The organism is Rhizobium sp. HT1-10 (assembly GCF_049472505.1).
GTDB lineage: Bacteria > Pseudomonadota > Alphaproteobacteria > Rhizobiales > Rhizobiaceae > Rhizobium.
Map to the genome: position 1 here is coordinate 611,931 of NZ_JBCEBQ010000003.1, position 17,587 is coordinate 629,517.

Here is a 17,587-nt window from a genome sequence, read left to right on the forward strand (position 1 = left end):
CGAAATTTCCTAGTCGGCGCGGCTGTGGCTGCAGCGGCTGTACAGACATCTGCAGCGGCAGCGGCGACGGCAGCAACGTCGGCGCCGCCGATGGATTCAACGGTTGAGGTCATCAACCTGTGGACCGGCGCGCCTCCCGGCGGTGCCGGGCCTGGTTCGGGCGAGAACCTGACGCCGCGTGGGGCTTTGACGCAGATTTCCCTGCCGCGCATCATCATCCACAAGCCGGAAAAGCCGACCGGCGCCGCCATGCTGATGTGCTCGGGTGGTGGTTATGCCCGCGTCGATATCGTCAATGAAAGCACGCCGGCCGCCGTTTACTTTGCTTCGCGCGGCATTACCTCGGTCGAGCTCGTCTATCGTGTGCCGCAGGAAGGTTGGAGCATCCATGCGCCTTTCCTCGACGGCATCCGCGCGCTGAAGATCCTGCATGCGGAAGCCGGACGGCTCGGCATTGATAAGGCCCGGCTCGGCGTGATGGGCTTTTCCGCCGGTGGCCATGTCGCCGGTATGCTTGCCACCGGGGCAGCAGATGAATTCTACGTCCACACGGACGAGATCGACAATTCGCCGCACGGCGTTGCCTTTGCCGCCCTGCTTTATCCTGTCGTCACGATGATGGCACCCTACGACCAGACGATGAGCCGCCTGAAGATCTGCGGCAAGAAGCCCAGCGAGGATCTGCGGGAGGCGTTTTCGGTCGAGCAGCACGTCACCGACGACATGCCGCCGACCTTCATTGCCCATGCCATCGACGATCCGATCGTCCCGGTCGACCACAGCCTCATGCTGTTCCGTGCCTTGCGCGCTGCCGACGTCGACACCGAATTGCACCTCTACCAATCCGGCGGCCATGGATGGGGCATGGGCAAGACCAGGCCGTCCGTGCGCAGCTGGTCGCAACTGGTCGAGACCTGGCTGCGGCTGAACGGCATGCTTCCCACGGTCTGAGCGAACCGTTGTACATTTCGTGAGCGGAGGCATGAAGGGAACTTATGCAGTCTGCGATGGTTGACCTTCATAACCAGGAGCGAGACATGACCGACAAGAAGCCCGATCCGACCAGCGATGAGACCCGCACCGATCCGAAAAAGGCCGCCGAGGCACGCAAGGATCTGGAAAAAGATGCGCAGGCCGGCCTGAAGAAAGCCGTTGATTCGACCAAGGGCTGACCCAGCCCTTGGTCGATTCCTATAGAAGCGAGCTTTGCGCTTCAGGCCAGCGCGAGGGGTGACCGGCGGATAACGCCGAGGTCGAGCCTCTCTGCGTTAGCTCACGAGTGGGAGAGCGCTACCAACCCAGCCGAAGTTCTATTGGCGCTATCACAGCGCATATCCCGATGACGTGCGATTTACCTAATCCAAGCGCCTGAGATCGCGCGAGAACCTCTGCCAGTTGGAAATGTAATTCTTCGCCGAGCGACGCAGCCCCTCGATGGCCGCTTCGTCCAGCTGGCGGATAGCCTTTGCGGGGGAGCCGACGATCAGGGAGCCATCGGCGAATTCCCTACCTTCCGTGACAAGGGCGTTGGCGCCGACGAGGCAGTTGCGGCCGATACGGGCGCCGTTCAGCACCGTAGCGCCCATGCCGATCAAGGTATTGTCTCCGATCGTGCAGCCATGGACGATGGCATGGTGGCCGATGGTGCAGCCTTCGCCTATCGTCGCCGGAAAGCCGGCATCGGTATGAAGCATGGCGCCTTCCTGGATATTCGAGCCACGACCGACGACAACGGGTGCGTTGTCGCCGCGCAGCACGGCATTAAACCAGATCCCGACATCTTCGCCGAGTTCGACGTCACCGATGATCGTTGCATCCGGCGCCAGCCAGAAGCGGCCGGGTTCGGGCAGTCTTGGCGTCAGATCTCCGAGCGCGTAGATCGGCATGGCAGTCTCCGTCAGACGACTTTGAGTTCGAGAACCGCGACGCCGTCGACGCCGCAGCGAAGGCTGTCGCCGCGTTCCACCGGACCGACGCCGGCCGGTGTCCCGGTCATGATGACATCGCCCGGCGCAAGCGTGAACAGCGCCGACAGCTCGGCGATGATTTCCGGGATCTTCCAGATCATCTGCGAGAGATCGCCCGACTGCACGCGCTCGCCGTTGCGCTCAAGCCAGATGCTAGCGGCCTGCGGGTGGCCGATGCGGTCCGTCGGCACCAGGGGCGAGACAGGCGCCGAGTGCTCGAAGGCCTTGGCGACTTCCCATGGCCTGCCGGCCTTCTTGGCGACGGCCTGCAGGTCGCGGCGGGTGAAGTCGATGCCGACACCATAGCCATAGATGCAGTCGAGCGCTGCATCGGCCGAGATGTCGGCACCGCCGGATTTCAGCGCAATCACCAGCTCGACCTCATGGTGCACGTCGGAGGACAGCGGCGGATAGGGAAAGTCGGCGCCGGGCAACAGGTTGTCGGCGTTCTTCTGGAAGAAGAAGGGTGGCTCCCGGCTCGGATCGTGGCCCATCTCGATGGCATGGTCGGCATAGTTCCGACCGACGCAATAGACACGGCGGACCGGGAAGGTCGCGGTGGTGCCGTCGACGGGCAACAGGGTCGGCGCGGGCAGGGGGATGACTGTGGAAGGGTCGGTCATGGCTGGAACTCTCGGCAGAAACGGAAGCCTGTTGTCTGCCGATTCCATCCACAAATCCAGCTTTCGATCATCCCGTTCGCGTGAGCGGGCCGCTCTGGGACCTCGATCATGTTCCGGTACGTTCTACCACGCGATCTAGGTCGCATCTTCCGGGAGGGCAGCCGAAACATATCCCGAGGCTGCGAGAACGAGATGATGAGGGTCGGAATGCCACTATCTAGAATAACCATGAAGATGCTTTGCATGGCCGCGGCCGCCATGCTGGCGGCCAGGGCCGAGGGCTGCGCGGCGCAAGGCCAAGCCTTGGAAGCGGAGAATGTCGGTGTAGCCCACATCGAGGCCGTGTCACCGCAGCGCGGTGTCGATCTGGACGTCACCGTCTGGTATCCGGCTTCGCCGGGGCGCTGCGACGGTGCTTGGGGAAAGTCCGTTTTTTGTCGGCACCGCAGCCATGCTCGGCGCTCCCATCGCAGACGGGACGTTCCCGCTCGTGCTGCTTTCCCATGGCGCGGGCATGGCCGGCAATGCGCAGGCCTTGAGCTGGATCGCCGCACCGCTTGCCAAGCGCGGATTCATCGTTGCAGCGCCCGACCATCCAGGCAATGGCGGCATAAACCGCTCGGCCAAGGAGACACTGAAGCTCTGGCTCCGCCCCGGTGACATCAGCGACAGCCTGACGGGGGTGGAAAAGGACGAATTCTTCGGGCGGCATCTGGATGAGGGCAAAGTCGGCGTCCTCGGCCTCTCCGCAGGGGGCGGCACGGCCTTGGCGCTGGCCGGAGCTCGGATAGATCCTGTCCGCCTCTCCGCCTATTGCGATACCGACGCACTGAACCCCTCGCTTTGTGGATGGCTTCGCGAAAGCGGTGTCGATCTTCATGCCATGGACATGGGATCTGCGGATCGCGACAATGAAGACAGGCGCATCCGCTTCGCCATGGCGATCGATCCGGCACCGGTCGATGTCTTTCAGCCAGCCAGTTTCTCACGCATCTCCATTCCGGTCGACATCGTCAATCTCGGTCGTCCCGACACCATCCCGTTGACGGCGCGGGCCAGAGACGTGGCGAAGACGATTGTGGCCTCTCGGTATTCAGTTATCGAGGATGCCAGCCACTTCAGCATGTTTGCGGTCTGCAAGCCCGGGGCCGCCGAAAAGGCCGAAGCGGCAAAGGTCGGCGATCCCATCTGCACGGATGGCGGCGGACGTCCGCGCAACGAGCTGCACGCCCAGTTGATCGATCTCGTGGTGGCAGCTTTCGAGCGGGAGCTTGTTTCCGTCCCGCGGCCTACGGGACAGTGACGTGATCGCGGATATCCGTGGAGCCATCTGGATCGCCGAGCGGTGACCTCCCGTCAGCGTAAGACCCGTCCATCCTCCGCCACCAGCCTGCCTGCCTTAAAGACCTTGCGTTGCTTCGGCATCGAGACCACCGCTTCTGGCACATGCGCAGCTTGCAGGGTGACGAAATCGGCCTTCGCACCGACCGCCAGGCCGTAGTCGGAAAGCCGCAGCGCCTTTGCGCCTGCTGTCGTGACGACGTCGAAGGCGGCGCGCAGCTCCTCGTCGGTGTAGAAGCCGGAGCGGTAGCCGATCAGCATGGCCCGGCTCAGCATGTCGCCATCGCCATAGGGCCACCAGCTGTCGCGGATGTTGTCGCTGCCGCTGAAGACGGTGACGCCGGCAGCCCTGAGCAGCGCCACGGGCGGGAAGGCGTGGTTTCCGGGGGCATTGGTCATGATCGACACGCCGCACTCTGCGAGCAGCGAGCCAGCCCGTCTGGCGGCCTCCAGGGGCAGATCGCCAAGGCCATAGGCGTGGCTGATCGCGACATGGCCTTCCATCGACCGTGAACGGGTGCGGGCGCAGATTTCTTCGATGGTGAACTGGCCGAGCGTCCCGCCATCGTGGAGATGGATGTCGATATCGACGCCGCGCCGCTCGGCGATGTCGAAGATCACGTCGAGATGGCCGTTGAGATCGCGGTCGAAGCTGGCCGGGTCGAGGCCGCCGACGACATCGGCGCCCATGGCGATCGCTTCGTCCATCAGATCCGGCGTGCCCGGGCTCTTGAGGATGCCGCTCTGCGGGAAGGCAACCAGCTGGATGTCGATCAGACCGGCATAGGCCTCGCGCACCTTGAGGATCTCGACCAGATGCTTCAGCCCGACCGAACCGTCGACCATGACGTGACTGCGCATGGCGGTGGCGCCGTTGCCGATCGCCAGCTCCAGCTGCTTTCGCGCCCGGACGCCCATCGGCTCGGCGATCGCCAGGTTCTGGTGCTGGAAGGCTACCCGTTCGTGCACGTCGAAACCGTCGGTGCAGGGCTTGTGGGAAATCCATGGGCCGCCGTAAAAGCTGGTGTCGAGATGGATATGCCCTTCGACAAAGCCGGGCACGACCAGGGCGCCGCCGAGATCGACCGTTTCGGTTGCTGATGCACCGAGGCTGCCGCTGGCGGCGATTGCGACGATACGGCCGTTGCTCACGGCGATATCGCTCGACATGCCGTCATCGAGAAGGGCGTGGGTGAACAGCGTGTCGATGGCGGTCAATTCTCTCTCCTGCGTCGGGTTCTGCTTGCCAATAGCCGACGTCTGTGTCGACGGCTCCGACTTTTGTAGCGCAATCGGCGGTCTGCGAAAGCCCAGGGTGATCGCAGGTCGGTCGGAATCCGTGTGTTCCCGTGATTCTTTTGGTCGGGGCTGGCTGCCAGCCATTGCCTTGGTCCGCCCGCCTATGGTTTGGTGCGCGCCTGCATCGACCGTCCCAACCTTGGATCTCACATGTTCGACATTTTCTGGCGCTGCCTGGCGATTGGCATCGGCGCGACGATCCTCATGGATCTCTGGGCCATCCTCTACGCAAAGCTTTCGGGCGGCGGCATGCCGAACTGGGCGCCGGTCGGTCGCTGGTTCTATCACCTGAAGAACGGGACGGTTTTTCACCGCGACATCGGGGAAAGCGCCCCCTATGCCCATGAGCTGGCGCTCGGCTGGATCGGCCATTATGCTGTCGGCATCGTCTATGCCTTTCTTCTCGTGCTGTTTACCGGCGCGGGATGGCTGGCGGCGCCGACATTCCTGCCGGCCTGGATCTGGGGTATCATCACGGTGGGCGCCGGTTGGTTTCTGCTGCAGCCGGGCCTCGGGATCGGCTGGGCGGCCTCGAAGACGCCGAACCCGAACAAGGTGCGCTTTCTCAACCTGGTGGCGCACACCGTCTTTGCCGTCGGACTTTACGGCACGGCGTTGCTGATCCGCTGATATTGGGGTGGCGTTCCGACGTCGCCGACGCATGAGGAGATTTCGATATGACCGACGACGAATTCATGACGCTCTACAAGGCCGGCAAGTTCAAGGAGGCGCTGGCCTCCGTCGTCGGCACCGATCCGAAGGCGAAATGGACGCCGAGCCGCTACGCCATCGACAAGCGCATCAACAAGCCGATCTTCTATCGCGGCAACAAGCGCGTGGAAAAGGACGCGAATGGCGAGTGGCAGCAGTCGAAGCACAAATTCGAATTCGACGACTGAGATTGCGGCAGGAAAGGCGTCGCGCTCGGCAGGCCCCATCCCCGTTTGGCAGGGATATCTAGAACGGGGCAGACGGCGGAAATGCTTGCATGGATGAAGCTCACGACATGGCCCGATTTTCGCCTTGCTGCTGTCGCGCCTCTGTCTTTGTCGTCGCCTATGCTTGGCATTCGTTCCAGTGTGCAGTGCAGCATGGTTAATTTTTAACGACTCGCCTGTTATCATGGGAACGAATACGGCGGCATCGCCGTTTATTCGCCAGCTACCAGGAGGGCCCGACGATGATCTTCAACTTTTTCAACGCTCGCAAGCGCGCCGCTACCGACGAAATCGACAATCTTGATTTCGCCAATGTGGAAGCACTGCATCCGGCCATCGCCGATCTCGTTATCGCCCAGGAAAAGTCGGCCAACCTTTCCTCGCACGAACGCGACTACGGCGCCAAACGCGCCCAACTGATCATGCCGGTCGCTTTCGCCTGATATCCTATAGCCGGCCGGGGTCTTTCCCGGCCGGGCCTCGCTTTTTGCTCGGGTCCGCTGTATAGAGCGGTTTATCTGCGCCTTTCCCGCGCCCCTGAGATAAAGACCCCAAGCACCATGCCAAACACATCAAAGCCTCCGCCGAGGCGTCAGCGTCTTTGACATCCCCCTATGAGAAGGGCGGAAAAATATTCGCCGTTGCGCCCATGATCGACTGGACGGATCGGCATTGTCGGTTTCTGCATCGGCAGCTCAGCCGCGAGGCTCTGCTTTATACCGAGATGGTGGTGGCGGATGCGATCATTCACGGGCCGCGCGACCGACTGCTCGGACACCATCTTCAGGAGCATCCCGTGGCGCTGCAGGTGGGGGGCTCTGATCCTGCCAAGCTGGCGGAGGCGGTGCGGATCGCCGAAGACTATCGCTATGATGAGATCAACCTGAATGTCGGCTGTCCCTCGGACCGGGTGCAGTCAGGCACGTTCGGCGCCTGCCTGATGCTGACGCCCGATGTGGTGGCCGCAGGCGTTGCGGCGATGAAGGCGGCGACCGCCCTGCCGGTGACGGTGAAATGCCGGATCGGCGTCGACGAACAGGACCCCGAGGTAGCGCTGCCGGAGCTGATGGAAAAGGTGCTCGAGGCCGGCGCCGACGCGATCTGGATCCACGCGCGAAAGGCCTGGCTGAAGGGGCTTTCGCCCAAGGAAAACCGCGATATCCCGCCGCTCGACTACGAGATCGTTTATCGCATGAAGCAGCGTTTTTCGGACGTCTTCATCGGCATCAACGGCGGTATCAAGACGCTTGAAGAAGCCGAGCAGCATCTACGACATGTCGATGGCGTCATGCTCGGCCGCGCCGCCTATGGCGACACGGCTATTCTGGCCGATGTCGACCAGCGCATCTACGGTAGGCCCCAGGCCAGCCCCGACTGGTCGGCGCTGCGCGACACGATGATGGCCTATGCGGAAACCCACATTGCCGGCGGCGGCCGGCTGCAGCAGGTGACGCGGCACATGGTTGGGCTGTTTTCCGGTATGACCGGCGCCCGCCGCTTCCGGCAGATCCTGTCGAGTGATGCGGCCAAGCCGGGTGCCGGCCCCGAAGTCATCGCCGCCGCTTTTGCGGCGGTCGATTTTTCGTGCGGTGAGACCGAGGCGCTTTCCGCCTGACCGGTTTCGTTTGCCGTGAGCTGCGGTGCAAGATCGCCCCCCTCTGTCCCTCCGGGACATCTCCCCCACGAGGGGGGAGATCAGCCGAGAGTTTGAGGTCGGAAGACGAGGGGCAGCCGAGAGCTCTAAGTCCGAAAGGGAAAATAACAATCTCCCCCCTTGTGGGGGAGATGTCAGCGCAGCTGACAGAGGGGGGGAGCCCCAAACAAAAAAAACGCCGCCTAACGCAGATCCCCCGCCTCACCAACTCGCCAGCCACAAAAAAAACGGCGCGCCCTGCAGCACGCCGTTCTTCGAATTTTCGCTGTGACCGGAGCGGTCTCAGAAGGCCGAGATGTTGACGGCCTTCGGGCCCTTGCCCATGCGATCCGGCTCGGTGTCGAACGTCACCTGCTGGCCTTCGCGCAGCGACTGAATGCCGGAAGCCTGCAGAGCCGAGATGTGAACGAACACATCCTTCGCGCCGCCTTCTGGCGTGATGAAACCAAAACCCTTGTCCTGGTTGAAGAATTTAACGGTGCCCTTGGTCGCCATGGAAATAGTCCTTTTCCCTCATAGTCCATTTTGCCCGGTGGTCGAGGCCGGACGGTTGTGCCTTCGCGCGACGCGGAAGACGGGTCGAGTAGTCACGTACGGGGAAAGAACGTCTACGCAGGCTTTGCCACATCTGTCCAGTCACCGGCAAGTAAATGCCCGAGAACCAATTCGTGCCAGCAATTTTTTAAAAAAGCAAGCGACAAAATTTTGACATGTTTCAACCTGGGCTACATAGCCCCTATAAATCAAGGGTTTGCCTGGCTTTGTGCCGGTCCGGTGACGCGGTTGTGCCAATTTGAGCGGTTGCAGAGAGCGTTATCCAATGGATTTTTCCGTGTCATTTCGGGACGGAAACCGGGTGTCCAAAGCCCGCGCCGGAGGCGAGGGCTGCGCCATCCGGATGGGCCGTCCAGAAGCTGCGGACGGGGCCTGGTGGGGCATCATTCTGGTGGCGAAGGACGATTGCCGGCCAAGGCCCTCGCGCAGGGCGGCGTAATCTGTCAGGATGGTGGACGCGCCGGATGGGCTTGCCGAAAGCGCCTGACGTGGCGCTGCAAAGGCCTGCGGAAAATCGTGGATATCGGCCCGGTCTCCACAATTTGGTCCCGACAAGGACCGATTATGGCGGCCGCGCCGGCGGGGTGAACGCTGGACGTTCAAGGGTTTAGTCGGAGTGGTTGCGTGCAGGCAGGCGGAAGAGGTGGCAATGTGATGGATCCCTATGCGATGCTCGGCCTGTCGCGCGATGCCGGCGCCGATCAGATCAAGAGCGCCTATCGCAAGGCCGCCAAGACGGCCCATCCCGACAGCGGCGGCGACGCCGAGCATTTCAGCCGGCTGCAGACGGTCTATGAGCTGCTGCAGGACCCGATCCGCCGCAAGGTCTATGACGACACCGGCTACGACCCGCAGCTGGCCGACCCGCGCGACCTGCAGGGGGCGGCGATGATCGAGGCGCTGGTCAACGATTTCATCCTCGACGAGCGCGAGCCCGGCTCCTTCGATCCGGTCGCCGCGATGCGGCGCAAGCTGTCGGACGAGGCGGTCAAGAACCGCTTTCACATCCTCGAGCTGGAACGCCACCGCGCCCGCGTCCGCAAGCACATGGACCGCCTCGGCCGCAGGCCCGAGGCCGACGTCCTCGGCTCGATGCTGCGCGCCCGCACGACCGCCATCGCCGATGCCATCCGCAAGGCGGAGGCGCAGGTGGAGACCATCGAGCACGCGTATACGATGCTCGAGGAGTATGGGTATGAGATGGATGTGGTGGAGTTGAGGGCGGCGGAGTAGCGGGTTTACGCCAAAGATATAGCGCCAGCTGCAAATGCTGCACTGAGGGTCGAGCTAGGACCGCGTTCAGTGACTCCAAGGATGGTGACGCAATACCGCGCACGGGTTACCGCGACGTAGAGCCGATTATGCGCCGCAAAATCGAGATAGGCTCTGCTCTCGGCCTGCATATCTGCTCCCGTGGGTGGAACCCGTCCGGCATCAATCCCGACCAATACGACCTCATCGAATTCAAGACCGCCAACATAATCAGCCAAAGAAATAATAAACTTACCATCTATGACAGCTCGACGTACCGTCTCTGCATCACCACGGCTTTTAATGACCTCGAAGGAGCGACCTGTTTTCTCGGCGAACATTGCCAGGCCGTGAAATAGTTCGTCAGAAAGGGTAATTATCGCGGCACTCAGTGGGCTGTCGCCGGACTCTCGTCGAGAGGTCTCGATGATTGTGAACGCTTGTTCCATCATCAGCTCGTCAGAAGCGAGTAGCCGGAAAGTTGGTGATCGTGCGCGTTTTTCTTCGGAAAACCCCATTTGACTGTAAGATAGGCTCATAGGGTCTTCAAAATTTGAAAACAAACTCGCGCCAGACGACGTTATAGAGAAGGCAAGATTAACTATGTCTGGAGAACATCTGAAAATACCTTTTACTGTGACAGCCTGCTCAGTTCCCCTTTCTTTTTCGTCTGGCAGTAACGTCGTTACATCGATGTCATCACCCCAGCCACGATCTCCAATCGCTTGCGACTTGTCGACGGCATAAGAGATTGGGTATGCTTTGTCGTCGCGTGACAAATAGTGAAAAACCGACAGTTCGTTCATATTAAACAGATGCGTTTCATCTACAAAGATTGCATCGTACCCCTCTCGGAAACGTCGCCGGCGCCAGATTGGTGCTGAAAGCTGACTAATTGCGCTAATTGCCACATCATCAGTGTCAAATTGCGCGCCCGTCACAAGTTGTCTGCGGTACGACTCGAAGATTCGCCAGAGAAATGCCTTGTCCCCTTCTGAAATGACTGGAAGGCCATTTTTGACGCGGCCAATTTTCTTGTAGACGTCGAGTTTTTCAGAAGCTCGTCCCTTAATTACTAACGCTATTTCGTGTTGAACTAGATAATTTTTTATTTCCGAGGCCTCGTTACTCCAGTAATCCAGAAATTCGCTGGACATAAATTTCTCGTATGTCGATAGCTCTTGCGCAACCTCGGCAATTGCAGATTCAACGTAAAGAAGCTGCAACTGCTTCGCATCGTAGGCATCTATGTCGACAAATTCTGTTGACTCAATCTCGTTTTGCAATAGTTCAGCGCAATAGCTTTGTAACGTTTCAACCCTTAAGCGTATCTTTTGAGGTTGATCGGAAAGGTATTCTTCTCCTCCCATTGCGGAAACAATTGTCGAAATGTTCCTACGAGTGGCGTCGCTGTGAGTAAAGAACAGTGCGTTTAAATCGTTTCCTTCATCTTTAGCTTGTCTCAAAATTCGTAGTGCTCTTAGTATTAACGTCAGCGTTTTGCCCGTGCCCGCTGGGCCTTCGATCCTTACGGGGTGCCCAAGGCTCCCAAATATTACTCTTTGCTGATTTTCCGTAATTAGACGTAACCACGTCTCGTACGATTGGTGAATGTCGACATTCTTTTTTGCAGTCTTATCCAGTACGGTTTCTAGGAAGTGAATTCCCGACGTACCTTGCGTGTAATTATTCGACGCGACGCCCCTCGTTGTGAGCCCACTCGGTAACTCGTCGATAAATTTCCGAAGAATGTTTGGCTGGGAAGTTTCGTCGGGCCCCGCGCCTTCATTCTTGCTGATTTTGTAAAAAAGAAGATATCGCCCAGATTGTCCACGTTTAGAAAGGCGATCTACGTCAGGATTTAAGTCTATCGCAATTCTCGTTCCATTTCTTTGACTAAGGGAGAATGGAAAAACAACAGCAATTCTTGCGCTAACTATTTTTTCATTTGGCGATCGGACAGATTTAGTCCAGTACTTAATGGAGAAGCGCAAAGTCCTCTGCACGTACTGAAGAATATCGTAATCGGAATCCACTCCTGAAAGGCCGCTTTGAATAAGATCGAATATTACATATTTCTTTTCGTCAGCATCGGTTCCGAAAATTACTAAGCCATCTCCTGCGTCCATGCATTCGACCTGTAACGCGGTCAACTGCATGCTATTACCTCGCATTACCGATGCAAAATCTCTCCCAGATTGGAAATCAGCAGACTGGAGAGAGCGGTCGGATATAAGGTCCGAAATTGCATCTGCGCGTACCGCGACGTACTTCACTTTGACACCCTCTCGATTTCGGAAAACGCGTTCTTAAGCGATTCAATTCGGTTGCTTGTTATATCCGTTACCCCGATCCTACTGAACAGTGTTGTCAGTCGCTGCATCAGGAATTCGATAAATGGTGACTTCAGCAATCCAACTGGCATCGCGTAGTCATCGTCTGAGCGGAAGTGCATGCCCCCATTTGCTGCCCCGTCAAGTGCGATATAGGTCTGGCGGTCAATGCCATCGATAATTCTAGACGCAACTCTAGCTGGCATAAAGCGAATTTCGCGCAATGAAGCTACGTATCCTGTCGGCTCTTTTCCGAATTCAATTTGATCCAAATAGTGAAAGTCAGCCACGCCATTGCCCACAAGCTCCTTCACAAGACCGTGATATATTCCGTTGCTTTGAGAAATAATGGCCTTAGCGGATTGGATGCTACCTGTTGACAAATATTCATCACAGTCGGATTTTTTTTGAAGATTTTCTCTAAATCTAGTCGAACGAACTTTGCCCTCTTTGCTTTTTTCTTTGTCGAGAAGGTCGAGAATTAAATCAGTGGAAATTGTCTCAAGAACGCTGTCTGAAAGACCGGCGCTCTTCACAATTTTGCGAAGTTCGCCTGAGCAATTCGCAGAAATCCTTGATGCCACAATTCCCGCACCGTCGCGGACCGCCCAGTCCATGTAGGACAAGAGCGGTATATAACTAAAAATTGGTGCTTTACCGTTAGCAATGTCGCAACGTGCTGTGATTATAAGTCCGTATACGTCAACCTCGCCGTAATTCTCTGATGCTGCACACGTGAAAATGGTGCCTTGCGTTAGCTCTTTTGGGTGTGGCCGGCTGATCATTAAGAGACTTTCGGTCTATATTCACGGTATTGACGGCAATGACCAAAACTTCAAGTGTGATGGGTTGCAAGATATACGTGTAACGCTTGCTTGCAATTCGCGCTAGAGAATTTTTGCTTATAATTGAGATCATGGTTTTGTCTCAAACTCCCCCATCACAAAATCGTAACCACTCCCTTAACCTCCCGGTAACCCTCCGCGGGCTCCAATTGGGCCGTTATCGCGGCCGGAGGTTTTTCAAAATCCGGTCTGAGTTTGTCCAAAACCTGTCTGGAAGATCATGCCCGCAAAAACCCCCATTCTTGCCGTCGCCGCCCTTGTCGCCTCCGCTCTGTCAGCCCATGCCGAGCCCAGCCGCATCCAGCAGTATGACGACTGGGGTGTCTATTCCTATGCGGCGAAATCGGGGACGGTCTGCTATGCGCTGTCGATGCCGAAGAAGATGGAGCCTGCGGGGATCGACCACGGCAAGAACTATTTTCTCGTTTCTCCGGCGTCTAACGGCGGCGGGTTCGTGCCCGAGGCGGTGCGCGGCTATATGCTGAAGCCGGGCGCGCCGATCACCGTTGCGGTCGATGACAAGCGTTTCGCCATGGTGTCCAAGGACAATGCCGCTTGGGTGCGGGACGAGGCCAAGGAGCCGGATCTCGTGGCTGCGATGCGCGACGGCAGCGACATGACCGTCAGCGCCACCTCCAAACGCGGCACGTCCACCCGCTATACCTATTCGCTTGCCGGGATTTCGGCGGCCTTGAAAAAGGTTTCGGCCTGCCGGTGAGGGCGGGGCATGGCTCTGTCTCGCGGCGTTGCCGTTGTTCTCGGCCTTGCCGGCGTAGCCCTGCTGGTGTCGCCGCTCTGGCATCCGCTTCCGTCGGCGGCGCCGCTGGGGCATGCGCCGGGCGGGGCATGGGGAAGCCTGCCTGCGGGCTTTCTGCGGGGCAGCGAGAGCGGGCTGCCTTTGCCGCGTTTCGTGTCGCTGAAGCCGCGCAAGGCGCGGATGCGGATCGGCCCTTCGCTCGACTATGCCACCCGCTTCATCTACCAGGCGCCCGGCCTGCCGCTCGAGGTCACCCAGGAATATGGCCGCTGGCGACAGGTGCGTGATTATGACGGGGCTTCGGGCTGGATGTACGGGGCGCTTCTCTCCGGACGGCGTACCGGCGTCATCGCACCCTGGCTGAAGGGCGACGTGCCGCTGCGCATCGCCGCCAGCGCCGAGGCGCGGGCGACCGCCATGCTGCAGCCGCGGGTGCAGGTCCAGCTCTCGTCCTGCGACGGCCATTGGTGCCGCGTCCATCTCAGCGGTGACAGGCTCAGCGGCTATGTCCGCCAGGCGTCGATCTGGGGCGCCTATCCGGGCGAGGTGTTCGGCTGAGCGGCGACTCCGTCACTTCAGGTTGAAGCAGGCGGCTTCGGCGTCGCTCGGTCAGTGCTAGACTTGGCCGTCGAGCTTGAGGCGCACCTGGTCGGCGGTGCCGCGCACATAGAGCGTGAGCGGCTTGCCGCCGGCACCCGCCACGGCAAAGGCGATGATCGAGACATCCTCCTCGAAGGCCGTCACGTAGAGCACCTGCGCCGGGTTGACATAGACCTGCTGGTTGTGGGTGTTCCTGAAGCCGATTATCGCCATTCCCTCTCTCCGTCTTTCGATAGCCAGAGATGCAATGCCATGCAGAGATTGCCTTAGCCTTAACAACCGCCGATTGGGCGATGTGCGCAGCACCGGCGCCCGCGCGATGTCCCGCAGCGCCGGCGTCTGCGCCTGCTGGTCCGACGGCCGCTGCGTCCGGCGGCCGTCGATCTCGTCGGCTCAGCGGCCAGGGCGGCCGGTCTTTCCCTTGGTGCGCTTCTGGCGCTTGACGTCGCCGGCATCCTCGTAGGAGCCGGCGCCGGCCTTGGCGCGGATGATCGGGCGCGGGTCGTCCCTGCCGTCGCTGCGCTCCGGCTGGCCCTCGAGCCGCGGTGAGATGCGCTTCTTGCTGCTGATCGTCTCGGGCGGGCGAGCGGGCAGGTTGCCCGCCGACGGCTTCTCCGTCCGGCCGACCGTCATCTCGTCGAGACTGTTCTTGCGGAACAGCGGCCTCGCGGTGTCTGTGCCCGGGCCCATGTCGTCGAGCGACGGTTTCTGGAAGTAGGAGGCCGATGGCTGATCTCCCCCCTTGTGGGGGAGATGTCCCGTAGGGACAGAGGGGGGCGCCCCGGCGGACGCTGAGTTGGCGGAGAGCCCCCCCTCTGTCGGCTGTGCCGACATCTCCCCCACAAGGGGGGAGATGGGAGCGCTGCGCTTGCCCTTCGCTTTTCCATTGCCGGCCTCGATGGCCCTGGCCTCCTGGCGGGCCATCGGGTCGTCCATGACGGCGAGCTCGGCGGCCTTGAGGCGCTTGATCTCGTCGCGCAATCTCGCTGCCTTCTCGAAGTCGAGGTCGGCGGCCGCGTCGCGCATCTGCTTTTCCAGCGCGTTGAGATGGGCCTGCAGGTTGCCGCCGACGAGATTGCCGCCATCGGCGAAGCCCTTGCCCGAGACGCCCGAGATGTCGGCGCGGACATGGTCGCGCTCGTAGACGCTGTCGAGAATGTCGGAGATGCGTGCCTTGACCGACTCAGGGGTGATGCCGTGGGCAGTGTTGTAGGCCACCTGCTTCTCGCGGCGGCGGCTGGTTTCCTCCATCGCCCGCTTCATGGAGCCGGTGATGTTGTCGGCATAGAGGATGACCTTGCCGTCGACGTTTCGGGCGGCGCGGCCGATGGTCTGCACCAGCGAGGTCTCGGAGCGCAGAAAACCCTCCTTGTCGGCATCGAGAATGGCGACGAAGCCGCATTCGGGGATGTCGAGGCCTTCGCGCAGCAGATTGATGCCGATCAGCACGTCGAAGGCGCCGAGCCGGAGGTCGCGGATGATCTCGATGCGCTCCAGCGTGTCAATGTCGGAATGCATGTAGCGGACGCGCACGCCCTGCTCGTGCAGGTATTCGGTCAGGTCTTCCGCCATGCGCTTGGTGAGCACGGTCACCAGCGTGCGGTAGCCGGCAGCCGCCGTCTCGCGGATTTCGCCAAGCACGTCGTCGACCTGGCTGCGGGCAGAGCGGACTTCCACCGGCGGATCGATCAGCCCGGTCGGGCGGATGACCTGTTCGGCAAAGACGCCGCCGGACTGTTCCATCTCCCAGTTGCCTGGCGTCGCGGACACGGCGATGGTGTTGGGGCGCATGGCGTCCCATTCCTCGAAGCGCAGCGGCCGGTTGTCCATGCAGGAGGGCAGGCGGAAGCCGTATTCGGCGAGCGTCGCCTTGCGCTTGAAGTCGCCCCGGTACATGCCGCCGATCTGGCTGACGGAAACGTGGCTCTCGTCGATGAAGAGGAGGGCATTGTCCGGAATGTATTCGAACAGCGTCGGCGGCGGCTCGCCGGGATTGCGGCCGGTGAGGTAGCGCGAATAGTTCTCGATGCCGGCGCAGGAGCCGGTCGCCTCGATCATCTCGATGTCGTAACGCGTGCGCTGCTCCAGACGCTGCGCTTCCAGCAGGCGGCCGCCTTTTTCCAGCTCGGCGAGCCGCATCTTCAGCTCTTCCTTGATATGCCGGATGGCGCCGTTCAGGGTCGGGCGGGGCGTCACATAGTGGGAGTTGGCGTAGATCTTGACCGACTTCAGGTCGCCGGTCTTGTGGCCGGTGAGCGGATCGAACTCGGTGATCGAATCGATCTCGTCGCCGAACATGCTTATCCGCCAGGCTGCGTCTTCCAAGTGAGCTGGAAACAGTTCGATCGTGTCGCCGCGCACCCGGAAGGAACCGCGCTGGAAATCCATGTCGCGCCGCTTGTACTGCTGGGCGACGAGGTCGGCGAGCAATTGCCGCTGGTCGAGCTTGTCGCCGACGGCCATCTGGAAGGTCATCGCCGTATAGGTCTCGACCGAGCCGATACCGTAGATGCAGGAGACGGAGGCGATGATGATGCAGTCGTCGCGCTCCAGCAGCGAGCGGGTGGCGGAGTGGCGCATGCGGTCGATCTGCTCGTTGATCGACGATTCCTTCTCGATGAAGGTGTCGGAGCGCGGCACATAGGCTTCCGGCTGGTAGTAGTCGTAATAGGAGACGAAATATTCCACCGCATTGTCGGGGAAGAAGTTCTTGAACTCGGAATAGAGCTGGGCGGCCAGCGTCTTGTTCGGGGCCAGGATGAGAGCCGGGCGCTGCGTCGCCTCGATCACCTTGGCCATCGTAAAGGTCTTGCCGGAGCCGGTGACGCCGAGCAGCACCTGGCTGCGCTCGCCGCTGTCGATGCCGGCGACGAGTTCCTTGATGGCCGTCGGCTGGTCGCCGGCCGGCTCATAATCGGACTGCATGCGGATCTTGATGCCGCCCTCGGATTTTTCCGGGCGGGCAGGGCGATGCGGCGTCCACATCTTGCCGTCCTTGAACAGCGGATTGCCGCTTTCGATCAGCGCCGACAGCGCCTCGACTGTCGCTGTCACCGCGGTGCCGGCATTGGCGGCGTCCTCGAGCGAGGTATCCATGCCCGACACGGGGTTGAGGCCGGCAGCGGCGCGCGTCTTCGGATCGGTCGAGCCGCCCATGGAGGTGCCGCGCGCCGATTTCGAGGCGGCGATCTCGACCTTCTTGCGATGCTTGCCGGCCTTGGAGGCGATCTGCCGCTGCGTCTCGACGCCGGACAGCTCCGCCTCCGATTCCAGCTGCTTCACCCATTCGGCGACGCCGCCCGACAGCGGCGCGCCTTCGAACGGCGCCTGCGGCGCCTCCTCGAAACCGGTGTTGTGATCGTCGCGGGCGGGGGATGTCTTCGGGGGTCTGGCCATGCACGGAATATGGAGCGGCGGGGCGGGG

The 17,587-nt window shown here is 60.6% G+C and carries 18 protein-coding genes; 10 read left to right on the top strand and 8 right to left on the bottom strand.

Going from position 1 to position 17,587, the window contains the following annotated elements:
• Positions 1 to 90 precede the first annotated feature (90 nt).
• Positions 91 to 951 carry an alpha/beta hydrolase gene (locus tag VH564_RS11515; RefSeq protein WP_423339956.1) on the top strand — a complete coding sequence of 287 codons (861 nt, stop codon included), beginning with the start codon at positions 91 to 93 and terminating at the stop codon, positions 949 to 951.
• An 86-nt stretch (positions 952 to 1,037) separates the two neighbouring features.
• Complete coding sequence (locus VH564_RS11520) at positions 1,038 to 1,172, top strand: hypothetical protein (RefSeq protein ID WP_423339957.1); 135 nt, start codon at positions 1,038 to 1,040, stop codon at positions 1,170 to 1,172.
• A gap of 183 nt (positions 1,173 to 1,355) precedes the next feature.
• On the opposite strand, the gene VH564_RS11525 is transcribed toward VH564_RS11520, so the two are convergent.
• Positions 1,356 to 1,886 carry a gamma carbonic anhydrase family protein gene (locus tag VH564_RS11525; RefSeq protein WP_423339958.1) on the bottom strand — a complete coding sequence of 177 codons (531 nt, stop codon included), beginning with the start codon at positions 1,884 to 1,886 and terminating at the stop codon, positions 1,356 to 1,358.
• Positions 1,887 to 1,897: 11 nt separating this feature from the next.
• Entirely contained in the window at positions 1,898 to 2,590 is a 693-nt protein-coding gene (locus VH564_RS11530; RefSeq protein ID WP_423339959.1) for a fumarylacetoacetate hydrolase family protein, read from the bottom strand.
• Between the two features lie 451 nt (positions 2,591 to 3,041).
• Here VH564_RS11530 and VH564_RS11535 point away from each other — a divergent pair, with 451 nt between their 5' ends.
• Positions 3,042 to 3,893, top strand: coding sequence for an alpha/beta hydrolase family protein (locus tag VH564_RS11535; RefSeq protein ID WP_423339960.1), 852 nt, complete (start codon positions 3,042 to 3,044; stop codon positions 3,891 to 3,893).
• 53 nt (positions 3,894 to 3,946) lie between these two features.
• Here VH564_RS11535 and VH564_RS11540 read toward each other — a convergent pair whose 3' ends face one another.
• Entirely contained in the window at positions 3,947 to 5,149 is a 1,203-nt protein-coding gene (locus tag VH564_RS11540; protein ID WP_423339961.1) for an amidohydrolase family protein, read from the bottom strand.
• Positions 5,150 to 5,380: 231 nt separating this feature from the next.
• Between VH564_RS11540 and VH564_RS11545 the strand changes: the two genes are divergently transcribed.
• The 4 genes from VH564_RS11545 (at position 5,381) to dusA (ending at position 7,783) form a co-directional block, all read left to right on the top strand.
• On the top strand, positions 5,381 to 5,860 hold the full coding sequence (locus tag VH564_RS11545) for a DUF2938 domain-containing protein (protein ID WP_423339962.1): 480 nt from the start codon (positions 5,381 to 5,383) through the stop codon (positions 5,858 to 5,860).
• Between the two features lie 47 nt (positions 5,861 to 5,907).
• Positions 5,908 to 6,129 carry a hypothetical protein gene (locus tag VH564_RS11550; RefSeq protein WP_423339963.1) on the top strand — a complete coding sequence of 74 codons (222 nt, stop codon included), beginning with the start codon at positions 5,908 to 5,910 and terminating at the stop codon, positions 6,127 to 6,129.
• Between the two features lie 281 nt (positions 6,130 to 6,410).
• Positions 6,411 to 6,611 carry a hypothetical protein gene (locus VH564_RS11555; RefSeq protein ID WP_423339964.1) on the top strand — a complete coding sequence of 67 codons (201 nt, stop codon included), beginning with the start codon at positions 6,411 to 6,413 and terminating at the stop codon, positions 6,609 to 6,611.
• Between the two features lie 158 nt (positions 6,612 to 6,769).
• Positions 6,770 to 7,783, top strand: coding sequence for a tRNA dihydrouridine(20/20a) synthase DusA (dusA, locus tag VH564_RS11560; RefSeq protein ID WP_423339965.1), 1,014 nt, complete (start codon positions 6,770 to 6,772; stop codon positions 7,781 to 7,783).
• Between the two features lie 321 nt (positions 7,784 to 8,104).
• On the opposite strand, the gene VH564_RS11565 is transcribed toward dusA, so the two are convergent.
• Complete coding sequence (locus tag VH564_RS11565) at positions 8,105 to 8,317, bottom strand: cold-shock protein (RefSeq protein WP_111223035.1); 213 nt, start codon at positions 8,315 to 8,317, stop codon at positions 8,105 to 8,107.
• Positions 8,318 to 9,031: 714 nt separating this feature from the next.
• Here VH564_RS11565 and VH564_RS11570 point away from each other — a divergent pair.
• Positions 9,032 to 9,610 (top strand): J domain-containing protein, encoded by a 579-nt coding sequence (locus VH564_RS11570; RefSeq protein WP_423339998.1) that lies wholly within the window; start codon positions 9,032 to 9,034, stop codon positions 9,608 to 9,610.
• A gap of 5 nt (positions 9,611 to 9,615) precedes the next feature.
• Here VH564_RS11570 and VH564_RS11575 read toward each other — a convergent pair whose 3' ends face one another.
• Positions 9,616 to 11,787: a UvrD-helicase domain-containing protein gene (locus VH564_RS11575; RefSeq protein WP_423339966.1), complete on the bottom strand. Its 2,172-nt coding sequence runs from the start codon at positions 11,785 to 11,787 to the stop codon at positions 9,616 to 9,618.
• 113 nt (positions 11,788 to 11,900) lie between these two features.
• A complete protein-coding gene (locus VH564_RS11580) occupies positions 11,901 to 12,746 on the bottom strand; it encodes a hypothetical protein (RefSeq protein WP_423339967.1) in 846 nt (281 codons plus the stop codon).
• A 280-nt stretch (positions 12,747 to 13,026) separates the two neighbouring features.
• Between VH564_RS11580 and VH564_RS11585 the strand changes: the two genes are divergently transcribed.
• The gene (locus VH564_RS11585; protein WP_423339968.1) at positions 13,027 to 13,524 is read left to right on the top strand and encodes an invasion associated locus B family protein; all 498 of its coding nucleotides are present in this window, start codon (positions 13,027 to 13,029) and stop codon (positions 13,522 to 13,524) included.
• A 9-nt stretch (positions 13,525 to 13,533) separates the two neighbouring features.
• Positions 13,534 to 14,121: an SH3 domain-containing protein gene (locus VH564_RS11590; RefSeq protein ID WP_423339969.1), complete on the top strand. Its 588-nt coding sequence runs from the start codon at positions 13,534 to 13,536 to the stop codon at positions 14,119 to 14,121.
• 57 nt (positions 14,122 to 14,178) lie between these two features.
• On the opposite strand, the gene VH564_RS11595 is transcribed toward VH564_RS11590, so the two are convergent.
• Together VH564_RS11595 and uvrB are read right to left on the bottom strand one after the other, a co-directional pair.
• Entirely contained in the window at positions 14,179 to 14,376 is a 198-nt protein-coding gene (locus tag VH564_RS11595) for a hypothetical protein (RefSeq protein WP_423339970.1), read from the bottom strand.
• Positions 14,377 to 14,556: 180 nt separating this feature from the next.
• Positions 14,557 to 17,559, bottom strand: a complete 3,003-nt coding sequence (uvrB, locus tag VH564_RS11600) for an excinuclease ABC subunit UvrB (RefSeq protein WP_423339999.1) — start codon at positions 17,557 to 17,559, stop codon at positions 14,557 to 14,559.
• Between the last annotated feature and the right edge of the window lie 28 nt (positions 17,560 to 17,587).

What these genes read in the sequence shown, in the direction of transcription:
- VH564_RS11515 (WP_423339956.1), top strand. Translation starts at nt 91, where the DNA reads ATGGATTCAACGGTTGAGGTCATCAACCTGTGGACCGGCGCGCCTCCC.
- VH564_RS11520 (WP_423339957.1), top strand. Translation starts at nt 1,038, where the DNA reads ATGACCGACAAGAAGCCCGATCCGACCAGCGATGAGACCCGCACCGAT.
- VH564_RS11525 (WP_423339958.1), bottom strand. Translation starts at nt 1,886, where the DNA reads ATGCCGATCTACGCGCTCGGAGATCTGACGCCAAGACTGCCCGAACCC.
- VH564_RS11530 (WP_423339959.1), bottom strand. Translation starts at nt 2,590, where the DNA reads ATGACCGACCCTTCCACAGTCATCCCCCTGCCCGCGCCGACCCTGTTG.
- VH564_RS11535 (WP_423339960.1), top strand. Translation starts at nt 3,042, where the DNA reads ATGCTCGGCGCTCCCATCGCAGACGGGACGTTCCCGCTCGTGCTGCTT.
- VH564_RS11545 (WP_423339962.1), top strand. Translation starts at nt 5,381, where the DNA reads ATGTTCGACATTTTCTGGCGCTGCCTGGCGATTGGCATCGGCGCGACG.
- VH564_RS11550 (WP_423339963.1), top strand. Translation starts at nt 5,908, where the DNA reads ATGACCGACGACGAATTCATGACGCTCTACAAGGCCGGCAAGTTCAAG.
- VH564_RS11555 (WP_423339964.1), top strand. Translation starts at nt 6,411, where the DNA reads ATGATCTTCAACTTTTTCAACGCTCGCAAGCGCGCCGCTACCGACGAA.
- VH564_RS11565 (WP_111223035.1), bottom strand. Translation starts at nt 8,317, where the DNA reads ATGGCGACCAAGGGCACCGTTAAATTCTTCAACCAGGACAAGGGTTTT.
- VH564_RS11570 (WP_423339998.1), top strand. Translation starts at nt 9,032, where the DNA reads ATGGATCCCTATGCGATGCTCGGCCTGTCGCGCGATGCCGGCGCCGAT.
- VH564_RS11575 (WP_423339966.1), bottom strand. Translation starts at nt 11,787, where the DNA reads ATGCAGTTGACCGCGTTACAGGTCGAATGCATGGACGCAGGAGATGGC.
- VH564_RS11580 (WP_423339967.1), bottom strand. Translation starts at nt 12,746, where the DNA reads ATGATCAGCCGGCCACACCCAAAAGAGCTAACGCAAGGCACCATTTTC.
- VH564_RS11585 (WP_423339968.1), top strand. Translation starts at nt 13,027, where the DNA reads ATGCCCGCAAAAACCCCCATTCTTGCCGTCGCCGCCCTTGTCGCCTCC.
- VH564_RS11590 (WP_423339969.1), top strand. Translation starts at nt 13,534, where the DNA reads ATGGCTCTGTCTCGCGGCGTTGCCGTTGTTCTCGGCCTTGCCGGCGTA.
- VH564_RS11595 (WP_423339970.1), bottom strand. Translation starts at nt 14,376, where the DNA reads ATGGCGATAATCGGCTTCAGGAACACCCACAACCAGCAGGTCTATGTC.
- uvrB (WP_423339999.1), bottom strand. Translation starts at nt 17,559, where the DNA reads ATGGCCAGACCCCCGAAGACATCCCCCGCCCGCGACGATCACAACACC.